Raw genomic sequence first — 17,306 nt, forward strand, 5'->3', positions numbered from 1 at the left:
CAACCCGGATACCAAGACGATGACACATAATGACCAGCATCCATCAGGATTGCAATTGATGGCAGGCCACGTTTCAGAAACTCAACATGATCGTTGGATGCAGCAACATGCGAGACCAGCGTGCCGTTTTCGCCGCGTGTCCGATCCATCACGAAGACCGGGTGCGATATCGCAACGCCATCCTCATGGCTGGTGATCAAAGTACCAAGCACCATTCTATCTACGAGATCGAAAACCTCGGTCATATCGGACGGCTGGAAATAGGGCTTTGTATAGAGCATCGCTTGTCTCTTGATTTCAGGCGTGAACGGCGGGTATTCGATCCGACCAGGGGCACATGGCCTCCAACTGACCTGCAAGTTCGAATAGAAGATTTTCAGCCCCATAAGGGGCAATGAACTGGCTGCCGATTGGCAGGCCATCAGACGTTTCGTGAAGTGGAACGCTCATCGCAGGCAAGCCGGCAGCGTTGACCGGATGAGTGAAGGTTGTCAGCTCCAGAAACTGCCGGGCAAAACCCTTCCAATCGGGTGAGCGCACATCGAGCATGCCAAGCGGAAATGATCCAACCGGCATCACCGGACTTAGCACCACATCGCATTCTTCAAACAGACGACCAAAGCTGCGCGCCGTACCGTTCGCGGTCAAACGCGCTTGAATAACCTCTGTCGCAGTCAAGCCATTGCCATAAGCGGCCAACCCCAGATTTGAAGGCTCAAAATAGAGGTCATTGGCAGGCTTTGCCATCGTCGTGGCAACATCCGTCACTTCAATTGCGGTGTAAACGGCGATCAGTTTTTGTACGGCATCTGCAAGCTGAACGCCGTCAAAATCAGGCTTCACCCGAACAATGCTATGTCCCAGCTGTTTGCACAGCGCGATCGTGGCCTCCAGTGCTGCGACCGTCTGCTCGTCCACATCACGACGAAGGTCGGACTTCTGCCAGACGCCAATACGAAGCTTCCGCGGCGCCATTTTGACACTGTTGACGAACAGGTCCGTTTTGGCTGGGGCTGCGTAAAGCGAACCTGGTTCAAGCGCATCTGTCAAATCAAGCATCATTGCGGAATCGCGAACCGAACGCGTCAGCACATGATGGCTGACCATTCCACCCCAGTTTTCTGTCGAGACCGGACCGCATGGGACACGCCCACGCGACGGACGCAACCCGAAAAGCCCCCCACAAAATGCGGGGATACGGATCGAGCCTGCTCCGTCATTGCCATAGGCTACAGGCACCATACGCGCGGCAACAGCCGCAGCAGCGCCGCCGGAAGAACCGCCAATGCTGCGTGTCACATTCCAGGGATTAAGTGCAGGACCATGCAGCGAGGATTCCGTTGCGATATTGCAGGAAAACTCGGGCAAATTGGTCTTGCCTACCACAACCAGACCAGCAGATTTGTACCGTTTGACGAGCTCGTGATCGCGCTGCGAGATATTTCCCTCGGCCGCACGACATCCAAAGGACATTGCTGCACCGGCATAGGAAGGGCAATCGTCCTTCAACAAAACCGGAACACCGCTGAGCGGACCCGCTGGCAGCGATTTAAGCTGTTCTTCCGCCTGATCGCGCATCTCATGGATCACAGCATTCAGCTTGGGATTGCACCGATCAATCGCTGCAAATGCCTCATGAACAGCCTCATGCGGAGACAGAATTTTTGCGCGAATGGCCTCTCCCAAACCGACAGCGTCGGTCCGGGTGTAGTCAAAGGATGTAGACGTCATGGGGTTATCCCAATGCTAAGCTCGCAAAGCGGAGCGTTTTACTGTGTCTTGCTGACTGTCCAGAAACGAAGCGTATCACCAGCCCAGCCCTTGAAATCGTTCACTTTTGGGCCAGCAGCTGTGATCGATGGCAAGTTTACCAGACCAAGGATCGGAACCTGCTCGCCCATCAGTGTGTTGAGTTCGTTGAAGAGCTTCTTGCGTTCTTCGACATCACTCTTCGCTGAAACCTGCTTGAGAAGGTCTTCCGCCCTGGCATCATCCCACTGGCGCGCGGCATCAGCCTTCTTGTCACCGATCATCGACTGGAAAGACAACAGCGGATCAAGGCGAGCCGAATAAGCGAAAACGGCAAGTTCGTATGCGCCCCGACGATACTGATCGAGCTGGGTCGCCCAGTCACGCACTTCGAGCTGCGCATTTATCCCGGAGGCTGCAAGGAATGCCTGAACGATCGTGGCAACCTGCACGCGGTTCTGGCGGTTGGCGACCAGAAGGCTGATCGGTTCGCCCTTATAGCCTGCCTTGGTCAGCAGATCCTGCGCTTTGGCTGGATCATATGCCGGCCAGGCAGACGCCTGATTATCCGAATAGATGGTGTTTGGTGCAATGACCGACGGGTTTGGCGCGTACATGCCCTCACCGATCGCCGCTGCCAGTTGGTTAAGATCGATGGCGTGAGCAATTGCCTGACGCATCTGTGGATCTTTCAGCTTATCGGAAGTGGACTGAAGTTGAAGCACCATCCATGCAGGCGTCTGCTGCACATTGATCTTCATACCCTTCGCTTCCAGATCCTTGACGCCAGTCGGCTCCACCTCATCGATGAAGTCGATCTCACCGGAAAGCAGACCATTCGTGCGCGTGCTGGAATCTGGAACAGTCATGAACTGAATGGTCTTTACATGACCTTTCTTGTTCCCTCCCAGACCGTCGAGATCGCCGGACAGAGCCGAATAATCATCGAAACGGGTCAGGTCCAGATAACGGCCACGCTCCCATTTGGAAAAAGCATAGGGACCTGTACCAATCGGCTTTACAAACTTGCCATCCGCATCAACGGATTCCGGGCTCAGTATCCAAGGGGTACACTGGATGGTAGCCATGGTGATGACAAAGTTTGGCGCAGGAGCTGCGAAGCTGAAGCGCACCGTGTTGTCATCAACAGCCTCGACCGTCTTCAACTCGGAATCGACCTTGCCACTATAGCGATTGACGCATTGAAACGCTGTATCCGGCTTGAGATAACGCTCGAAATTCCAGACGACATCCTTGGCAGTCAGGTCTTTGCCATTCTGGAACTTGACGCCTTTGCGCAATTTGAATTCATAGACCGTATGATCGGCATTCGAGGTCCAGCTCTCTGCCAGCATCGGCTTGATTGCGAGATCGTCGCCATAAGCGACCAGACCTTCGGCAATATGGGCAACAACCATATCGGCATTTGCATCGCGATTAACGCCCGGATTGATGCTCGCAACATCAGAGTGAATGGCGACACGCAAGGTTTCCTCGTCTGCAGCAAGTACCTGGTGGGATGTGATGCTGAGCCCAAATAGCGCAATGCTAAGTGCAGAGCCTAGTGAGATTGAATTGAACATTTTGTTTCCCCTTTTGTTTTTCATTTTGCGGCATGGGTCAGCTTTGTGATCTGAGCATATCCGCGAAAAACGCTTCGACAGGCTCCAACACTTTGAAAGGCTCGTGAGCTACGCCCGGCACCCTGTCCCGGTGAACCGCGATGCCACGCGCTTCAAACGACTTTGCCAGTGCTTCAATACGGTCAATGCGACACTCGCCTTGCAGATCAGCTCCGTCCATCCAAAGCGCGCTGTTATGCGGGATGCCGATTTCCCAGGTTGCGGTGTCTTCCTCACCGATCACTGTTTGAACCGTCACGGCCTTCATCGCTTCAAGATCGAGGCGGCAGCCAAAACGTGCTTCAACATCGCGAACGCCAACCCACCAGTCATAATCAGAGTTGAGCAGAGTTACGACGCCCGGCGCTCCGATAGAGACCGCCTTGAGCCTATGAGGATGCAGCATGAAAAAGCGCTGGCAGAACTGCCCGCCGCCCGAAAAGCCGTACATGAGGGCGCGATTGCTTTTAAGGCGATATTTGGCGGCCACCTCGTCGATCATCGACAGCAGAATATGGTCAAAGCGAATGCCTTGGAACTCAATGCGCTTGTAATTGGCAAGATCGCCCTTCACGACGATGCCGGCTGGAAACAGCGGTGCCAGTACAATGCAGCGGTTCTCTCGCGCAAAATTTGCGAAGTGATCGCGGTATTGTGCCGCCGTCCGTCCCGTCCCGTGAATGATGACGAGCAGTTCGTGCGTCTCGGTGCCGTCTTCATCATAGTCCTCGGGGACATAAAGGCAGTAACTGAAACGCTGATCGAACTGACTTGCAAAAAACGTGGTCGCCCCGAAATCGTAGAAGCTGAGCTTTTTACCATGGCCCTGCCGCTTGGTGACAGGCTTTTCCTCAGTGATGGACATGACCGCCCGCCTCTCCCGGTTTCGTATTTGCATTATTGCCCCGCCATTTGAGTTTGACGCCGCCCTCGCCCGTCAGTTCGAGCATTGGAATGGCTGACAAAAGTCGGCGGGTATAGTCGTTTTGTGGCGCGTCGAAAATCTCGTCGCGCGTTCCCTGCTCGATGATACGACCATCGTTCATGACGACCACACGATCGGCAATTTGTTCAACCACGCCCAGATCATGGGTAATGAACAGGCAGCCGAAGCCATAGCTCTGCTGCAGCTTGGCGAAGAGATCGAGAACCTGCGCGCGCACCGTTACGTCAAGTGCCGAGACTGCTTCATCGGCGATGACAAAAGCGGGACGTCGCACGAGTGCGCGCGCAATCGCCACGCGCTGACGCTGACCACCCGACATTTCATGCGCATAACGATTGGCATAATCTCCACCGAGGCCAACGTCCTCCAGTGTTTCGCGAATACGATCCACTTTCTGGCTGGAGGAAAGCTCTTTCGAGAAACGAAGGGCCTCGCCGACCAACTCACCCACTTTCATACGCGGGTCGAGCGATGAATAAGGGTCCTGAAACACCATCTGCGTATGATAACGATATTCGTGATATTGGGATGAACGTCTCTCGACAGGCTGCCCCTTGAACAACAGCTTCCCTTCGCTCGGCCTGACTAGTCCGGCCATCACCCGCGCGGCTGTAGTCTTGCCCGAACCGGAACCGCCAACCACGGCGACAACCTCGTTTGGCAGGACGTCAATAGTAACCCCATGCAGAGCTCGTTTGCCGCCAGTTTTCTTGAACCAGCCACCCCGGGCTTCAAAATCGACAACAAGATCGCGCACGCTGATCAGCGGATCAGCCTTTGGAACCACGCGCGAAGGTCCACGAACCGGCAATGTCGAGAGTAGGTTGCGGGTGTAATCATGCCGAGGCTTTGCCAGAACATCAGCGGTATCGCCCGTTTCAACCACTTCACCATGGCGCATCACAACCACACGATTGGAATAGCGCGCAATCATTGGAAGATCGTGACTAATCAGCAAAACGGTCGTGCCGCGTTCCCGCGTGAGATCGACCAGCAACTCCATAACCTCGCGCTGGATAACTGCATCAAGCGCAGTGGTCGGCTCGTCCGCGATCAGCAGATCTGGCTTCATGAGCATCGCGCAGGCGATCATGATGCGCTGGCGCATTCCGCCTGAGAACTCATGTGGGAACGCCTCAATTGCCCGATCAGGATCGGCAATACCAACACGCAACAACATGGCTCTGATCCATTCGGCATGTTGCGCCTTCTCGGCGGGAAAGTGCAGTTCAAGCCCTTCTTCAAGCTGCCGCCCGATAGTCAGTGACGGGGTGAGCGAAGTCATCGGCTCCTGAAAAATCATGGCAATACCATCGCCACGGAGCCCGCGCAAAGCGGTCGGCGACATCGTTGACACGTTCTGACCCTTGAAGCGGATCGCACCATGACTTGTTTTAATGGACGCCGGAACCAGCCCCATGACCGCCCGCGCGAGCATGGTTTTTCCAGAGCCGGATTCACCAACGATGCCGAGAATTTCGCCAGCTTCTATGGAGAAGGAAGCGCGCTTGACGATCTCCAGCGCACTATCACCAACACGCAGGCTTACATCGTCGATTTCAAGCAGGGGTGCGGAAGTCATGAGCGCTTCCTCATGCGTGGGTCGAGGCGATCGCGCAACGCGTCTCCAAGAAGATTAATACCAAGCAGCGACAGCGAAATTGCGAGGCCGGGGAAAATACCAAGCCAAACAGCCTGCTCAATGAAATTGCGGCTTCCGGCCAGCATGTTGCCCCAAGTGGGCGCTGGCGGCGGCACACCCAGACCCAAAAAGCTGAGCGAACTTTCTGCGAGAATTGCCCAGCCGCACATGGACGTTGCCATGACCAGAACCGGTGCCAGACAGTTGGGCAGAATATGGCGCACCATCGTATAGATTTCCGAGTTGCCCATGACGCGGGAAGCCTCAACGAACTCCCGTTCACGCAGGCTCAAAACCGTGCCACGGACCACGCGGATCACCGAAGACATATAGGCCAGGGCAAGTGCCAAGATGATGCCATTCTTGTTGGCACCGAAGACGGCCAGCAGACCAAGCGCCATCAATATGCCGGGAAATGCCAGCAGAGCATCATTGACCATCATCAACAGCCGGTCGAACCAGCCACGCAAGAAGCCGCTGATCGCCCCGATAAGTACACCGCCGAGGGTGGCGAGAAAGACTGTGAACACGCTGATTGAAACACTGGCCGATGCGCCTCTCATAAGGCGGCTCAGCTGGTCGCGCCCAAATTCATCCGTTCCTAGCCAATGCACAGCGCTTGGCGGCGCAAGGCGCGCGGTAAAGTCCAGTGCCAGCGGGTTGTAAGGCGTCCAGAAGGAACCTACCACCGCTATCGTGAGAAGCGTTGCGGTCAGAATTCCGCCAATAATCGCGTTGAGAGAGGGATTTTTCATTTCGCCGTCACCTTCGGGTCGAAGAGCGGATAGAGAAGGTCCACGAGCAGATTGACCAGCACATAAACGCAGGCTGTGAACAGCAAACAGCCCTGAATGAGGGGATAATCCCGAGCAAAGATGGCATCGACGAGAAGCCTGCCAAGTCCGGGAATCGTGAAGACAGTTTCCACAACAGCGATACCGCCAAGCAGATTGCCAAGGATCAGCCCCAACAGTGTCCAGGTCGGGCCAAACGCATTACGGAAAGCATGACGCCACATCACGGTTGCTTCCGACAGTCCCTTGGCGCGGGCATGGGTAATGTAATCAAGGTTCAGCACTTCAAGCGTCGAGGCGCGCGCCATCCGCAGAATGACGCCGATTTCATGCAGAAACAGTGTGGTGATCGGCAAAACCAGATAGAGAAACGCTTTCCATGGGTTCTCACCAAAGCTGACATAGCCGACAACCGGTAACCAGCCGAGCTTGAGGCCAAAGGCCAGCAACAACAGCAAGCCCATCCAGAATGCCGGAACCGAAAGCAGCAAGGTGGCACAGGTCACAAGCGTCAGATCAGTCAGGCTGTTCTGCTTCCAGGCGGCGACCATTCCAAGCGGAACAGCGACAAGCGTAGAAAGCACCACTGCTGACAAGACAATACGTGCACTTACCGAAAAGCGCTCCAGAACCAGCGAAAGAACCGACTGCTGGTTGGCAATGGAAACGCCAAGATCGCCATGCAGAACATTGCCGCCCCAGATCAGAAACTGGGTGAAGATGCTGTGATCGAGGCCCAACTGCTCGCGCAGCGCGGCCAGCGTCGCAGCATCTGCAGAATCACCCAGCATCAGGGCTGCAGGATCGCCCGGTATCAACCGGACAATCACAAACACAGCCACTGCCACGATCAGCAATGTTGGAATGGCCATGCCTATTCTGGAAAGCGCAAAGCGCAGCATTTCTTTAGCCTTCGATAAAGAGGGATTTCGCGCGTGGCGCGGCATCGGACGGTAGCGGCGTATAATCCTGCAGACAGTAGGTCGCAAACTGGCGGTTCAAAGCAGGCAGCGGCGCGATTTCCATCATGCCAAGCGCTGCTTCCATCACCACCATAGCAACTGTGGCCGTGATATTGTCGTGATTGCCAGAACGTGGCGGGCGGCAGACAGCATAAGGTGTCAGGAAATCGTCAAACAGAGCTTCCTTCAACTCCTTACGGCCAATTTTTCCAACATGTGATTCAAGTAACTGGCGAACGCGCCAATCGCGGTAGAAGCTTTCAGGTACAAACGGGATGCCGGTGTCGCGCAACTTCGTCAACGCGATCGGACTGACCCAATGATTGGCATGAACGATCAGATCATTCTCCGGCAGGATCGGGAAGGATTCATCCGGCGCGCATTCAAAATCGATGCCGAAACCGGCACTCGTCGCAATCATGATATTGTTGGAGCAGGATTTTGGTGTCGAAGCCACAGCTTTGATTGCTTTTGCAAAATGCTCCTGTTCAAGCACCTTTCGGCGCACGAGGCCGAGAGGAACGCCCAGCTTCTTATAGTCGCGTTCGCATTCGAGATAATTGGCGGTGATCGAAATTCCTGCTTCATTGAAGCCGCTGCGCGCCAGTCCACCAGCCTCGACAAACGTCACAAAATCGGGGCCGTTAGTGTTGCGAACACGTAGCACGATACCGGTTTCCACACATTCAGAACGCCAGTCCCAGTTCTGACCATGAACCAGATTACCAGAGGCACTTTTTGCAGGCATGATGAGAGCACCGGTACAGCCATCATCCTGCTCTTCAGGATCAGGCGAACCCGTTTCCGCGCGCGCCATCGCAACGACTTCCGTTCGTGCATTGATCATGACGATCTGCTCAAACGGCACATCCGCGCCTTTGGCGATACCGCGCATTTCCTCGACATAGGACGCGTCGAATTCCTCGATCCGGCCGGCAAATTCTTCGATGAGGCTTTGCCTGCGTTCAGGCGAAAGACCAAACGCGTCGAGCGTGCCGGAATAAAGACCAGCGCTGCGCCGGATGCGTTCTGCTGCCAGCACCCCATATTGGCGCCCGCGCTCTTCCGGCACGCCCGAAACTGTAACGAATGGAAATGGGACAACTGACATATTCAATCCATGTTTTGTATTTTGTATCTACTTAATACAAATCACATTCAATTATTGCAGAGTCAACAGTTTTTTGTTAATGTCAGAAACAATGTGTTTTCACCATTCCTGCAGGAATATTCGCCTGTCGTCCCAATGGGATAGGCTATACGAGAAAGAAATGGTCTGTTGCGAAATATCCCGTATTCTTTGAGCACAGGTTCATGGATGAACGCATTCAGGGGGCGCTGCGCATGAATATGGACGTTGAGAGATCAACGGAAGGCGAAATCGGTCTGAGCAGTCTTCAGGCGGAGGTCGCACATAAAATGGTCTCGCTCATATCCGCTGCACGCTGGAATATTGGCGACCGGCTGTCGGATGTTGCCATTGCAAAAGAGCTCCGTGTATCGCGGTCGCCCGTGCGACAGGTGCTCAATCTTCTTGTAAAGCAAGGTATTGTCAGTCAAACGCCCAATCGCGGATATCAGTTGCACCGCATTCCCGAGCCGAACGAACTCAACGACAATCTACTGCCCCCATCGGAGTCGGAAGAACTCTACCGGCGTCTGATGAGCGCGCGCGCGTCTGGCGCGGTTGGCGACGAGGTATCAGAAACCGAACTTGCCGATCAGTTGGGTGCGACACGCGGCGCGGTGCGCCGGGTTCTGATGCGCTTTGCCACCGAAGGTCTGGCAGAACGCCTTCCGGGCCATGGCTGGCGCTTTGCAGAGTCTCTCGATAATGAGCGCGCGGTCAATGAAAGCTACGCCTTCCGTCTGGTGATCGAGTGCGGTGCGCTTTCGCAACCAGATTATATGCCCGATCTCAACCAGCTTGCCGCCTTACAGCGCGAGCAAATAGAAATTTCGGTACTGCCTATTAGAAGCCTCACAAGGGATCTTTGGTTCAACGCCAATGCGAACTTCCACGAAACCATTGTTTCGTGGGCGAATAATCGCTTTTTTACGCAATCTGTGCGTTGGCAAAATTATCTGCGCCGCATGACCGAATATTCTGATTTTGACCGTTTGGGCGAAGAACGCATCCGCAGGGCTTGTAGAGATCACTTAGGCATTCTGGAAGCCATCGAGAACAAGGACTTTGAATTTGCCGCCGCTTTGCTCAAACGCCATATTAGTCGTTCGGGCGCCGAGGATGTTTAATTCGGCACCTCACTTATTCGCATCGAAAGGACGACAAAAGGGAAGCACCCAGTTTCGTTCTATAAAAGTCGTTGGTGCATTCAATTTTAGTCACACTCTGAAGCGAGCAGATTGTCGGCAAGGGGTAACGAGACCGTCTTGTCGCTCTTTGCAGAGAAATTCGCTTTTCTGTCGGTAGCCTGATCAGAGACACTGCAACGGTTCATCATCTCAATGAATTTCGTCATGGGACGGTGGCCGCCGGTCTGAACATGGGAGACGGTCTTCCTATGCTGTCGCTGCTGTCAACACTTCTGTTCAAGGGACAGGATTTCGGAAAGACCGTCCTCAAACTTCACCCAGAATCATCGAGGGCTTACCCATGACTGCTGACGCTCCAATCGAACATCGCACAAGCACTCGATACGATTGCAGCGATCCTGCCGATGAACCGCCGCGACATGCTGGCCGGGATTTTGACGGACCAGGATGTCGAGACGCTGTGTCATCTGGTCAATTAAGCTTGGGCGAAAACACACTGCGCACTGACGTCGGACCTGGCCTATCTCGAAGCCTCGGCTTTGAGATAATAGAGCGCGCGAGACACAAGGGGCGGCGTCCAATCCCCGAAAACACGCGCGAACCCGTCCCCAATGTCCTCACGTACATCGGCTTCCATGAGATAGCTAGGGCCGCTTCCATTCTAAGCGGCAGCGCGAACAAGGCTTGGCTCGTCAAGGATTATGGAGCCTTGCATATCAACGGCAGCCAGTCCTTTTCAAACGCCATCGAAACATCGCTCCGTCTTGTAAGCGCGTCCAGATACAGCGGAAGCGGTTGAGGTCGGTGGGAACGATGGGCTTGCCGGCGTGCACGAAATCCGGCGAGGATACGACGGCATTGCTGTGCGCAAGCTCCAGAAGTACAGCGATGATTAGCTTGGAACCAGATCGGTCGGTCTTCCCCATTTCAAAACCATCGGCGACGCAAGCATTCGGCGTTGTCCAGATGAGGTGGGGTATTGGTCCTTTTGGCACCCAAAGGGGTTCATGGTCCAGATTGACGAAAGCCAATGGTACAAGCCTCCCAATCTGCAGGTTCAAGGCGATTTTTGAGCACCACTTGTTTTTTCAAAAACACGACGCTTTTTTCTCAAAATTCAAAAAGTTGATTTCAACCTCAAGCCGATGCCATGATTACCTTCTGAATTGCCTGTGCTGTAGCGGTAATCGATGCCAAGTGAGCCCATTGTCAAAGCTCGTGTCGACACCAAACCAAGTGCCAAGCGTTCATTATCGGAGCCATCAATATCGATGACACTGGTCAACCCGACGAGGTCAGTGTGCCCAGCATTGGCACGTGAACTACTATCGAAGTCGCAGGTGTATTTAATCCTAACTGAGGGCTGGACGCTGGCGAACCTGATATCGAATTCATATTTGAGGCGCACCCGAGCACACCGGCCAGGCTGGATACAGCTTGGTCGCTGTAACTGATAGCATGGGGGACCACTTAGTTCGTCAAAAGCATCTAGCTTCGCATAAGCGCCCTCAACGCGGACATACGGAGAAATGAGGAGCTTGTGCTTCCGGAATTCATATCCTACGTGATCGCCCCGAAAAGCTGACCTCCCTTCCGATCACCGATTGCATACTCTCCCGTGGGCGTCACAAATCTCCTGCTGGAGAAGTCCAGCGACGAGTAGCCCGCAAGACCGTCAATGAAGATACCGGTTGATGGATGATAGTATCCATATACCGCTGCTGAAATAGCCTTCGCCTCGCTTTCAGGACCTTCCGAACCGACATCGGATTTGTCACGTCCGTAACCAAAACCAAAGCCCGCAACGAAGGATTATGAAAAACGGTAATCGATGCCTCCTGAGGCACCGACGGTCGTGGATGAGATCGCGGTTTCGTCGGCGTTGAAGTCACCAAAGTTCACATATCCTCCAGACCAGATAGCTATCTTGTTGTTGAATGCGGTCTGCCCCGTCTCTCCAAATTCGTTCAGCGATGTTCGAGACGCCTTAGCTAATTGGTCATCCTTTTCCGATGCAAAACCCAACCGGACGCCACCGAGATCACTCCGTCTGGCTCCGTCTCCTTCATTGTGCAGTTTCTCCATTCGGCTGGCGAAATTGTTAGTCTGGTCGCGTGCCATGCGTCGCGTTGACTGTACTTGCGCCGTAAGGATGCCAATCACTTCCTGATCCTTGGCTATATCCCGGCCTTGCTGCCATGAGGAACTTGATCGTATGGACAGCAGACGTGCCAAATGAATTCGCTAGCGTATATTTGACGACTGCTGTTCCGCGGAAACCTGTCTCAAGAACGAACGATACATGAGTTCCGGCAACTGTGGCGCTTCCGTGTTTAGGCCCTGCCACGATTGCTGCAGCCGTGAAAGGACCACCTTTCGCGCCGTCCGACACATCAACTGTTCCAGTTTCCCGTGTTCAAGCATTACCGTGTGATCGACTGCTTCCGGCGCAGGCAGGGCAGGACATTTCGCGCCGACGTCACCCCGAGTTCTTCGCGACGTGTCTCGTGGGTACCGTCATCCAGTTCATTCGCCATCCAATTTCTTAGCGAGACCTGATGCCGTCGGCAGAGATGATTGCTTTGCTGATGTTGAAGGAAATTCAGAGACAGGAGAACTAACTCGGCTGGATCGCGAAGCCATCTCCCTGCCATCGGCTGGAATTGATCTGGCGTTCACGCAAAAGAAGCCGGAATGTTATGACGGATTTTGCGGAACTACGATCAGTATCTGCAACGAATAGAGGGCATTTGAACAGATCCTGTGATGGGCAATCACTTGAGGCGGAAGTCGAGTCCTTCTATTTGGGTGAACCTAGCCTAGCTCTAATGACGGGAACTTGCCACAAACGGGCCGTCGCAATTCTCAAAATCGAACTCGAACGTTATAACCAGGCCTGTTGCCGTCGCGGGCCTCGCTACGTTACACAAGTAGACGCAATCCATGCCAGTGACATCGGGGCCTACTATCTGGAACCGTACCGAAGTTCGGCGTGTCGATTGACATCCTTGTAAAGCAGATATCGAAACTTGCCCGGGCCACCTGCATAGCAGGCCTGGGGGCAAAACGCTCGAAGCCACATAAAGTCGCCTGCTTCTACCTCAACCCAATCCTTGTTGAGTTTGTAAACTGCTTTTCCCTCCAGCACGTAGAGCCCATGTTCCATCACGTGGGTTTCGCAAAAAGGGATTACTGCGCCGGGCTCCAGCGTAACGATTGTAACATGCATGTCGTGCCGCATGTCGGAGGGATCGACAAATCTGGTGGTTGCCCAACGCCCGTCAGTGTCTGGCATAGGGGTGGGCAGAATATCACGTTCGTTTGCCACTATTGGGTCTGGAAAAGTAAGTCCATGCAACATCTCGTACTGTTTGCGTATCCAGTGAAAACGAGTGACCACGTCACCGGTATTATGGAGCTTCCAGCCTGCTCCCGCTGGAATATATGCATAGCCCCCGGCCTCCAGCTCGTGATGTTCATTTTCAATGGTCAGTGTCACCGTGCCGTCGAGAACAAAAATTACGCTTTGCGCACGGCCGTCAGTTTCAGGATGATCGCTTCCCCCTCCCGGCTGGACTTCCATTATGTATTGCGAAAATGTTTCTGCAAATCCCGATAGGGGACGCGCCAAAACCCAGAGACGTGTTCCAGTCCAGAATGGAAGATAACTGGTGACAATGTCCCGCATTGTTCCTTTTGGCAATACGGCATACGCTTGGGTAAATATTGAACGCCCTGTCAATAATTCTGTTTGACCCGGATGACCGCCGATAGGCGCAAAATACGCTGGTTTGTTCACAATCGTTCTCCACGAATTCTAAAATGCAGCGAGTAGATCGCGGGAAAAGGGAGGCTCGCGCCCAGCACGGTGCCGGGCGCAATTTCTTTAGATTTATTGCTAGTCCTCAGCTGTTGACTTTGACGGCGACGGTCGAGGCTGGTTCGGTCAGAACGACCGACGTATCGAAATCTCTTTCGCCGGCAAGGACGCGGTCAGCCTTTTCCTTGTCTATGTCACCTTCCCAGGTCGCGATAACCACGGTCGCCACGCAGTTTCCGATCAGGTTTCCAAGAGCTCTGACGATGCCGACAAACCAGTCCACCGACAGGACAAGGACCAGCCCGATCATTGGAATGTCGGGAATAGCCGAGAGCGTCGCCGCGAGAACGACAATTGCTGAGCCTGGAATTCCGTGCGCACCTTTTGATGTAAGCAAGGCGACGCCAAGGATCAGCAGCATATGACCGAATGACAGATCGGTATTGGTCGCTTGTGCGATGAAGACAACGACAAGCGTGAGGTAGAGTGAGAATGCATCCAGATTGAATGAATATCCCGTTGGAATGACCAGCCCAACTGTCGAATCCTTGATCCCCAATCCCTCCAGTTTACGCATGACCTGCGGCAGGACGCTATCCGAGGATGCTGTTCCCGTTACGACGGCCAATTCTTCCCGGAAATACTTGATGAGGCTTATAATGCTGAACCCGGCCATCCTCAGGATCGCACCAAGTACAACAAATACGAAAAAAAACACGCCAGCGTAAAACAACAATACAAGAAACCCGAGTTGTTGCAGCGACGCAATGCCGTAGCGTCCGACAGTAAAGGAAACCGCACCCAGAACGCCGAGCGGAGCAAGACGCACAATAAACCCAATGATTTTAAAGAGTACGGCCCCCACTTCTTCGATCATGTTTCCCACAGATCTGCCTTTTTCTCCCATGAGAGCCAGGCCAGCGCCGAAAAGAATCGAAATGAGCAGAACCTGAAGAATGTCTCCGGTGGTAAACGCATTGAAAACAGTCGTCGGAATAATCTTCATCAGGAAGCCAACCGTGTCAGTGACCTGTTCGGCGTTTGCGGTATAGGTCGTCAAGGCCGTCGCGTCGAGCGAGCTGACGTCGACGTTCATTCCCTTGCCCGGTGAGAATGTATACGCGAGGATAATTCCCAGAACGAGAGCGATTGTGGTAACTGCTTCAAAATAGATCAGGGATTTCAAGCCCACGCGGCCAACCTTCTTCAGGTCCCCGGCTCCAACAATTCCGTGGACCACAACACAGAAAACCAAGGGAGCGATAATCATTTTAATGAGCTTAATGAAGCCATCGCCCAGTGGTTTTAACGATACAGCAAACTGGGGCCAGAATACGCCCACCAATATACCTAGGATTAATGCGAAGATAACTTGCCCAAACAGGGACTTGAAAAAACGCGCCATTTGATCCTCCCTCTCGATGGGGCTATTAGCATCAGCGCTGCGGGTTATCCAACACGGTCCGCTCCGATGCAGTCAGGTATCTTCGTTGGACTACCTGTCACCATCGCCCTCCAATAGCATCTGACGATACAACCTAGACGTCCAATATTTTATTGATTACTCTCTATTCAAAGAAAATATGGATGGAGGTGAGACCATGGAGCTTCGACATCTTCGGTATTTTCTAGCAGTGGCGGATGCGCTCAATTTCACCACAGCAGCCCAGCGGCTCGGGATATCGCAGCCGCCGTTAAGTCATCAGATAAAGCTATTGGAAATAGAACTTGGCGTGGACTTGTTCGAACGCTCCAGCAGGCGTGTCACACTGACCAAAGCTGGCGAAGTGTTCCGCCGAAGAGCGCTGTCTATCCTCGAACAAGTAAAGATGGCATCTGAACACGCGAGATCAATTGGTCAGGGAAATTCTGGTGTGCTGAATATAGGCCTAACCGGCTCAATTTTGATTGGTCATTTCGCCCATATAATGAATACGTTTTGTGCTCAATATCCCGACGTTGAAGTACGCACACATGAGATGTCTCCCGGAGAACAAATCATTGCGCTGAAGGCCGGGCGAACCGAGCTTAGTATACTCAGAAGTCCGCCCGAAGATTCTGATCTCACTCTTGAACTGGCGTGGCCCGAAAAGATCGTCGTTGTTCTGTCGGCTGATCATCGTCTTGCACACCACGAAAGCATTCGGCTTGAGTGGTTAAACAACGAAAAATATGTCTCGCTAAGGTTGGCGGACTCCCGCTTTGCAAACTATTTGCTGAACGCCTGTATCGCTAACGGTTTTGTGCCGAGTATCACTCAGCAAGTCGTTGAGTCATATTCGCTTCTCAGTTTGGTTGCGGCGGGATTCGGTGTTGCACTAGCCCCTGAGTCCGTCAGCCAGCTATCGCGTCCCAATGTGATTTATCGGACTCTTCAACATCCCCCGTTGGTAGCTGATGTCTATGCGGTAAGCCTCTCAACCGACAACCCTGTTACACAGAACTTCCTGAATGTTCTACTGCACCAAACAAATCATCTGCTACCAGAACGGCTAGAGTGCGCGAAAAAATGATGGCCTTGTTCGATATCAATCTGGGTGACTAAGAAGGAGATCTGCCTTCCATTGCAGTAAGTGTGCGGCGCCAAGGGCCGTTGAATACTGCCAGCACTATATTCAAACGACGCTCCAGTGATGTCGAAATATCGGCTGCTGGTATTGCCAATAAATCTGTGCCTGCGGTTCGATCACCCATTTTTCGCTGATCGAAAATTTCTTGTCTGCTTCGAGAGACCATCCATTCATGCCATGGAGGCAGGAACTATAGTCCGCGACTGATTCCGTATCAATGCGGAGCCATGAATGCATGACGATAGCGTCGAAATAGGCTTCGTCTTCCCAGCTGTGCGTCCAGTAGGCACCGAGGCTGTAAGCATCGACATCGAGGTTACCGATCTCGATACTGTTGCCATAGATGTTTCTGGCGCGCATTTCGCCCCAGCTGCGGGCATGGCCCGCCATGGCACGGTCGATCAGTTAGACCATTTCCGGAACCGATGCAGCCGGTTCAGACAAAGCCAAGCAAAAACCCGAAAACCTTTCAGAAGTCATGACAATCAACCGCCCACTTACCACGTTGTCTGCGAATCGTAGAATGGAGGTATGCGCGAACTCCGTCAGCGACTGACCGCATTGGTCGGCTGCACGCTTAACCTGACATCATCAGGTGGCGTTATAATCAATCTCCTAGAGTGTGATCTTGACGAATGGTTCGCCGCTTCGCGGGAAGTACGTTGTATAGCTCGGCCATCCGTCTGGAACCGTCTTTCAGTTCGTCATCCGATCCCCCGCGTAATTGAAGATCAGTAACGGCTTTGAGCTATGCTTGAGAACGCATGCGTCAAGGCCTTGCCGGGCTGCTGCTGGTCGCCGACCGGCAGGCCCTGCAGATATTTCTCGGCGCTGAAAGCCCGGCCATCGCGATCGGCCAGCACATCGGTCAGATCGCCACCTGGGGTTTCATCGCTTTCGGCGTGACAATGGTTCTCTTCGGAA

At 53.5% G+C, this 17,306-nt stretch carries 16 protein-coding genes and 3 pseudogenes; 3 read left to right on the forward strand and 16 right to left on the reverse strand.

The features are described 5' to 3' along the window. The 8 genes from ACOWVS_RS22725 to ACOWVS_RS22760 all read right to left on the reverse strand — a co-directional run. Nucleotides 1-281 (reverse strand): FMN-binding negative transcriptional regulator (locus ACOWVS_RS22725; protein ID WP_420973154.1); only part of this gene is annotated, 281 nt, incomplete at its 3' end. Nucleotides 282-297: 16 nt separating this feature from the next. Then, entirely contained in the window at nucleotides 298-1,731 is a 1,434-nt protein-coding gene (locus ACOWVS_RS22730) for an amidase (RefSeq protein WP_006469354.1), read from the reverse strand. Nucleotides 1,732-1,769: 38 nt separating this feature from the next. Further along, nucleotides 1,770-3,332, reverse strand: coding sequence for an ABC transporter substrate-binding protein (locus ACOWVS_RS22735; protein WP_006470552.1), 1,563 nt, complete (start codon nucleotides 3,330-3,332; stop codon nucleotides 1,770-1,772). A gap of 37 nt (nucleotides 3,333-3,369) precedes the next feature. Beyond that, nucleotides 3,370-4,236 (reverse strand): hypothetical protein, encoded by an 867-nt coding sequence (locus ACOWVS_RS22740; protein ID WP_006470551.1) that lies wholly within the window; start codon nucleotides 4,234-4,236, stop codon nucleotides 3,370-3,372. Beyond that, nucleotides 4,223-5,899, reverse strand: a complete 1,677-nt coding sequence (locus ACOWVS_RS22745) for a dipeptide ABC transporter ATP-binding protein (protein WP_006469356.1) — start codon at nucleotides 5,897-5,899, stop codon at nucleotides 4,223-4,225. The genes ACOWVS_RS22740 and ACOWVS_RS22745 overlap by 14 nt, the downstream gene beginning before the upstream one ends. After that, a complete protein-coding gene (locus tag ACOWVS_RS22750; RefSeq protein ID WP_006469357.1) occupies nucleotides 5,896-6,714 on the reverse strand; it encodes an ABC transporter permease in 819 nt (272 codons plus the stop codon). Before ACOWVS_RS22750 ends, ACOWVS_RS22745 begins: the two co-directional genes overlap by 4 nt. Further along, complete coding sequence (locus ACOWVS_RS22755) at nucleotides 6,711-7,655, reverse strand: ABC transporter permease (protein ID WP_006470550.1); 945 nt, start codon at nucleotides 7,653-7,655, stop codon at nucleotides 6,711-6,713. The genes ACOWVS_RS22750 and ACOWVS_RS22755 overlap by 4 nt, the downstream gene beginning before the upstream one ends. Before the next feature lie 4 nt (nucleotides 7,656-7,659). Further along, on the reverse strand, nucleotides 7,660-8,826 hold the full coding sequence (locus tag ACOWVS_RS22760) for a C45 family autoproteolytic acyltransferase/hydolase (protein WP_230349654.1): 1,167 nt from the start codon (nucleotides 8,824-8,826) through the stop codon (nucleotides 7,660-7,662). A gap of 203 nt (nucleotides 8,827-9,029) precedes the next feature. Between ACOWVS_RS22760 and ACOWVS_RS22765 the strand changes: the two genes are divergently transcribed. Further along, nucleotides 9,030-9,971: a GntR family transcriptional regulator gene (locus ACOWVS_RS22765; protein WP_006470548.1), complete on the forward strand. Its 942-nt coding sequence runs from the start codon at nucleotides 9,030-9,032 to the stop codon at nucleotides 9,969-9,971. 425 nt (nucleotides 9,972-10,396) lie between these two features. Next, nucleotides 10,397-10,534, forward strand: a pseudogene (locus ACOWVS_RS22770) (integrase); the annotation flags it as partial. Nucleotides 10,535-10,708: 174 nt separating this feature from the next. On the opposite strand, the gene ACOWVS_RS22775 reads toward ACOWVS_RS22770, so the two are convergent. The 6 genes and pseudogenes from ACOWVS_RS22775 to ACOWVS_RS22800 all read right to left on the reverse strand — a co-directional run bounded on the left by ACOWVS_RS22775 (nucleotide 10,709) and on the right by ACOWVS_RS22800 (nucleotide 15,217). Further along, the gene (locus ACOWVS_RS22775) at nucleotides 10,709-11,023 is read right to left on the reverse strand and encodes a hypothetical protein (protein WP_006470546.1); all 315 of its coding nucleotides are present in this window, start codon (nucleotides 11,021-11,023) and stop codon (nucleotides 10,709-10,711) included. 529 nt (nucleotides 11,024-11,552) lie between these two features. Further along, nucleotides 11,553-11,741 (reverse strand): annotated as a pseudogene (locus ACOWVS_RS22780) (autotransporter domain-containing protein); the annotation flags it as partial. Between the two features lie 63 nt (nucleotides 11,742-11,804). Beyond that, a complete protein-coding gene (locus ACOWVS_RS22785) occupies nucleotides 11,805-12,209 on the reverse strand; it encodes a hypothetical protein (protein ID WP_410171164.1) in 405 nt (134 codons plus the stop codon). Further along, complete coding sequence (locus ACOWVS_RS22790) at nucleotides 12,094-12,384, reverse strand: hypothetical protein (RefSeq protein WP_410171163.1); 291 nt, start codon at nucleotides 12,382-12,384, stop codon at nucleotides 12,094-12,096. Before ACOWVS_RS22790 ends, ACOWVS_RS22785 begins: the two co-directional genes overlap by 116 nt. Before the next feature lie 573 nt (nucleotides 12,385-12,957). Beyond that, complete coding sequence (locus tag ACOWVS_RS22795; RefSeq protein ID WP_006469369.1) at nucleotides 12,958-13,791, reverse strand: bifunctional allantoicase/(S)-ureidoglycine aminohydrolase; 834 nt, start codon at nucleotides 13,789-13,791, stop codon at nucleotides 12,958-12,960. A 106-nt stretch (nucleotides 13,792-13,897) separates the two neighbouring features. After that, nucleotides 13,898-15,217, reverse strand: a complete 1,320-nt coding sequence (locus ACOWVS_RS22800; RefSeq protein WP_006469370.1) for a C4-dicarboxylate transporter DctA — start codon at nucleotides 15,215-15,217, stop codon at nucleotides 13,898-13,900. Nucleotides 15,218-15,413: 196 nt separating this feature from the next. Here ACOWVS_RS22800 and ACOWVS_RS22805 point away from each other — a divergent pair, with 196 nt between their 5' ends. Beyond that, entirely contained in the window at nucleotides 15,414-16,325 is a 912-nt protein-coding gene (locus tag ACOWVS_RS22805; RefSeq protein WP_050791029.1) for a LysR substrate-binding domain-containing protein, read from the forward strand. Nucleotides 16,326-16,427: 102 nt separating this feature from the next. Here the strand turns inward: ACOWVS_RS22805 and ACOWVS_RS22810 are convergent, their stop codons facing one another. After that, nucleotides 16,428-16,772, reverse strand: a complete 345-nt coding sequence (locus ACOWVS_RS22810; RefSeq protein ID WP_006469372.1) for an autotransporter domain-containing protein — start codon at nucleotides 16,770-16,772, stop codon at nucleotides 16,428-16,430. A gap of 15 nt (nucleotides 16,773-16,787) precedes the next feature. Then, nucleotides 16,788-16,949, reverse strand: a pseudogene (locus ACOWVS_RS22815) (hypothetical protein); the annotation flags it as partial. Between the last annotated feature and the right edge of the window lie 357 nt (nucleotides 16,950-17,306).

Source organism: Brucella sp. IR068 (assembly GCF_049065885.1).
GTDB classification, from domain to species: Bacteria; Pseudomonadota; Alphaproteobacteria; order Rhizobiales; family Rhizobiaceae; genus Brucella; species Brucella intermedia.

Bases quoted from the DNA above. Each gene is read 5' to 3' on its own strand.
- ACOWVS_RS22730 (WP_006469354.1), bottom strand. From the start codon at position 1,731: ATGACGTCTACATCCTTTGACTACACCCGGACCGACGCTGTCGGTTTG.
- ACOWVS_RS22735 (WP_006470552.1), bottom strand. From the start codon at position 3,332: ATGTTCAATTCAATCTCACTAGGCTCTGCACTTAGCATTGCGCTATTT.
- ACOWVS_RS22740 (WP_006470551.1), bottom strand. From the start codon at position 4,236: ATGTCCATCACTGAGGAAAAGCCTGTCACCAAGCGGCAGGGCCATGGT.
- ACOWVS_RS22745 (WP_006469356.1), bottom strand. From the start codon at position 5,899: ATGACTTCCGCACCCCTGCTTGAAATCGACGATGTAAGCCTGCGTGTT.
- ACOWVS_RS22750 (WP_006469357.1), bottom strand. From the start codon at position 6,714: ATGAAAAATCCCTCTCTCAACGCGATTATTGGCGGAATTCTGACCGCA.
- ACOWVS_RS22755 (WP_006470550.1), bottom strand. From the start codon at position 7,655: ATGCTGCGCTTTGCGCTTTCCAGAATAGGCATGGCCATTCCAACATTG.
- ACOWVS_RS22760 (WP_230349654.1), bottom strand. From the start codon at position 8,826: ATGTCAGTTGTCCCATTTCCATTCGTTACAGTTTCGGGCGTGCCGGAA.
- ACOWVS_RS22765 (WP_006470548.1), top strand. From the start codon at position 9,030: ATGGATGAACGCATTCAGGGGGCGCTGCGCATGAATATGGACGTTGAG.
- ACOWVS_RS22800 (WP_006469370.1), bottom strand. From the start codon at position 15,217: ATGGCGCGTTTTTTCAAGTCCCTGTTTGGGCAAGTTATCTTCGCATTA.
- ACOWVS_RS22805 (WP_050791029.1), top strand. From the start codon at position 15,414: ATGGAGCTTCGACATCTTCGGTATTTTCTAGCAGTGGCGGATGCGCTC.
- ACOWVS_RS22810 (WP_006469372.1), bottom strand. From the start codon at position 16,772: ATGGCGGGCCATGCCCGCAGCTGGGGCGAAATGCGCGCCAGAAACATC.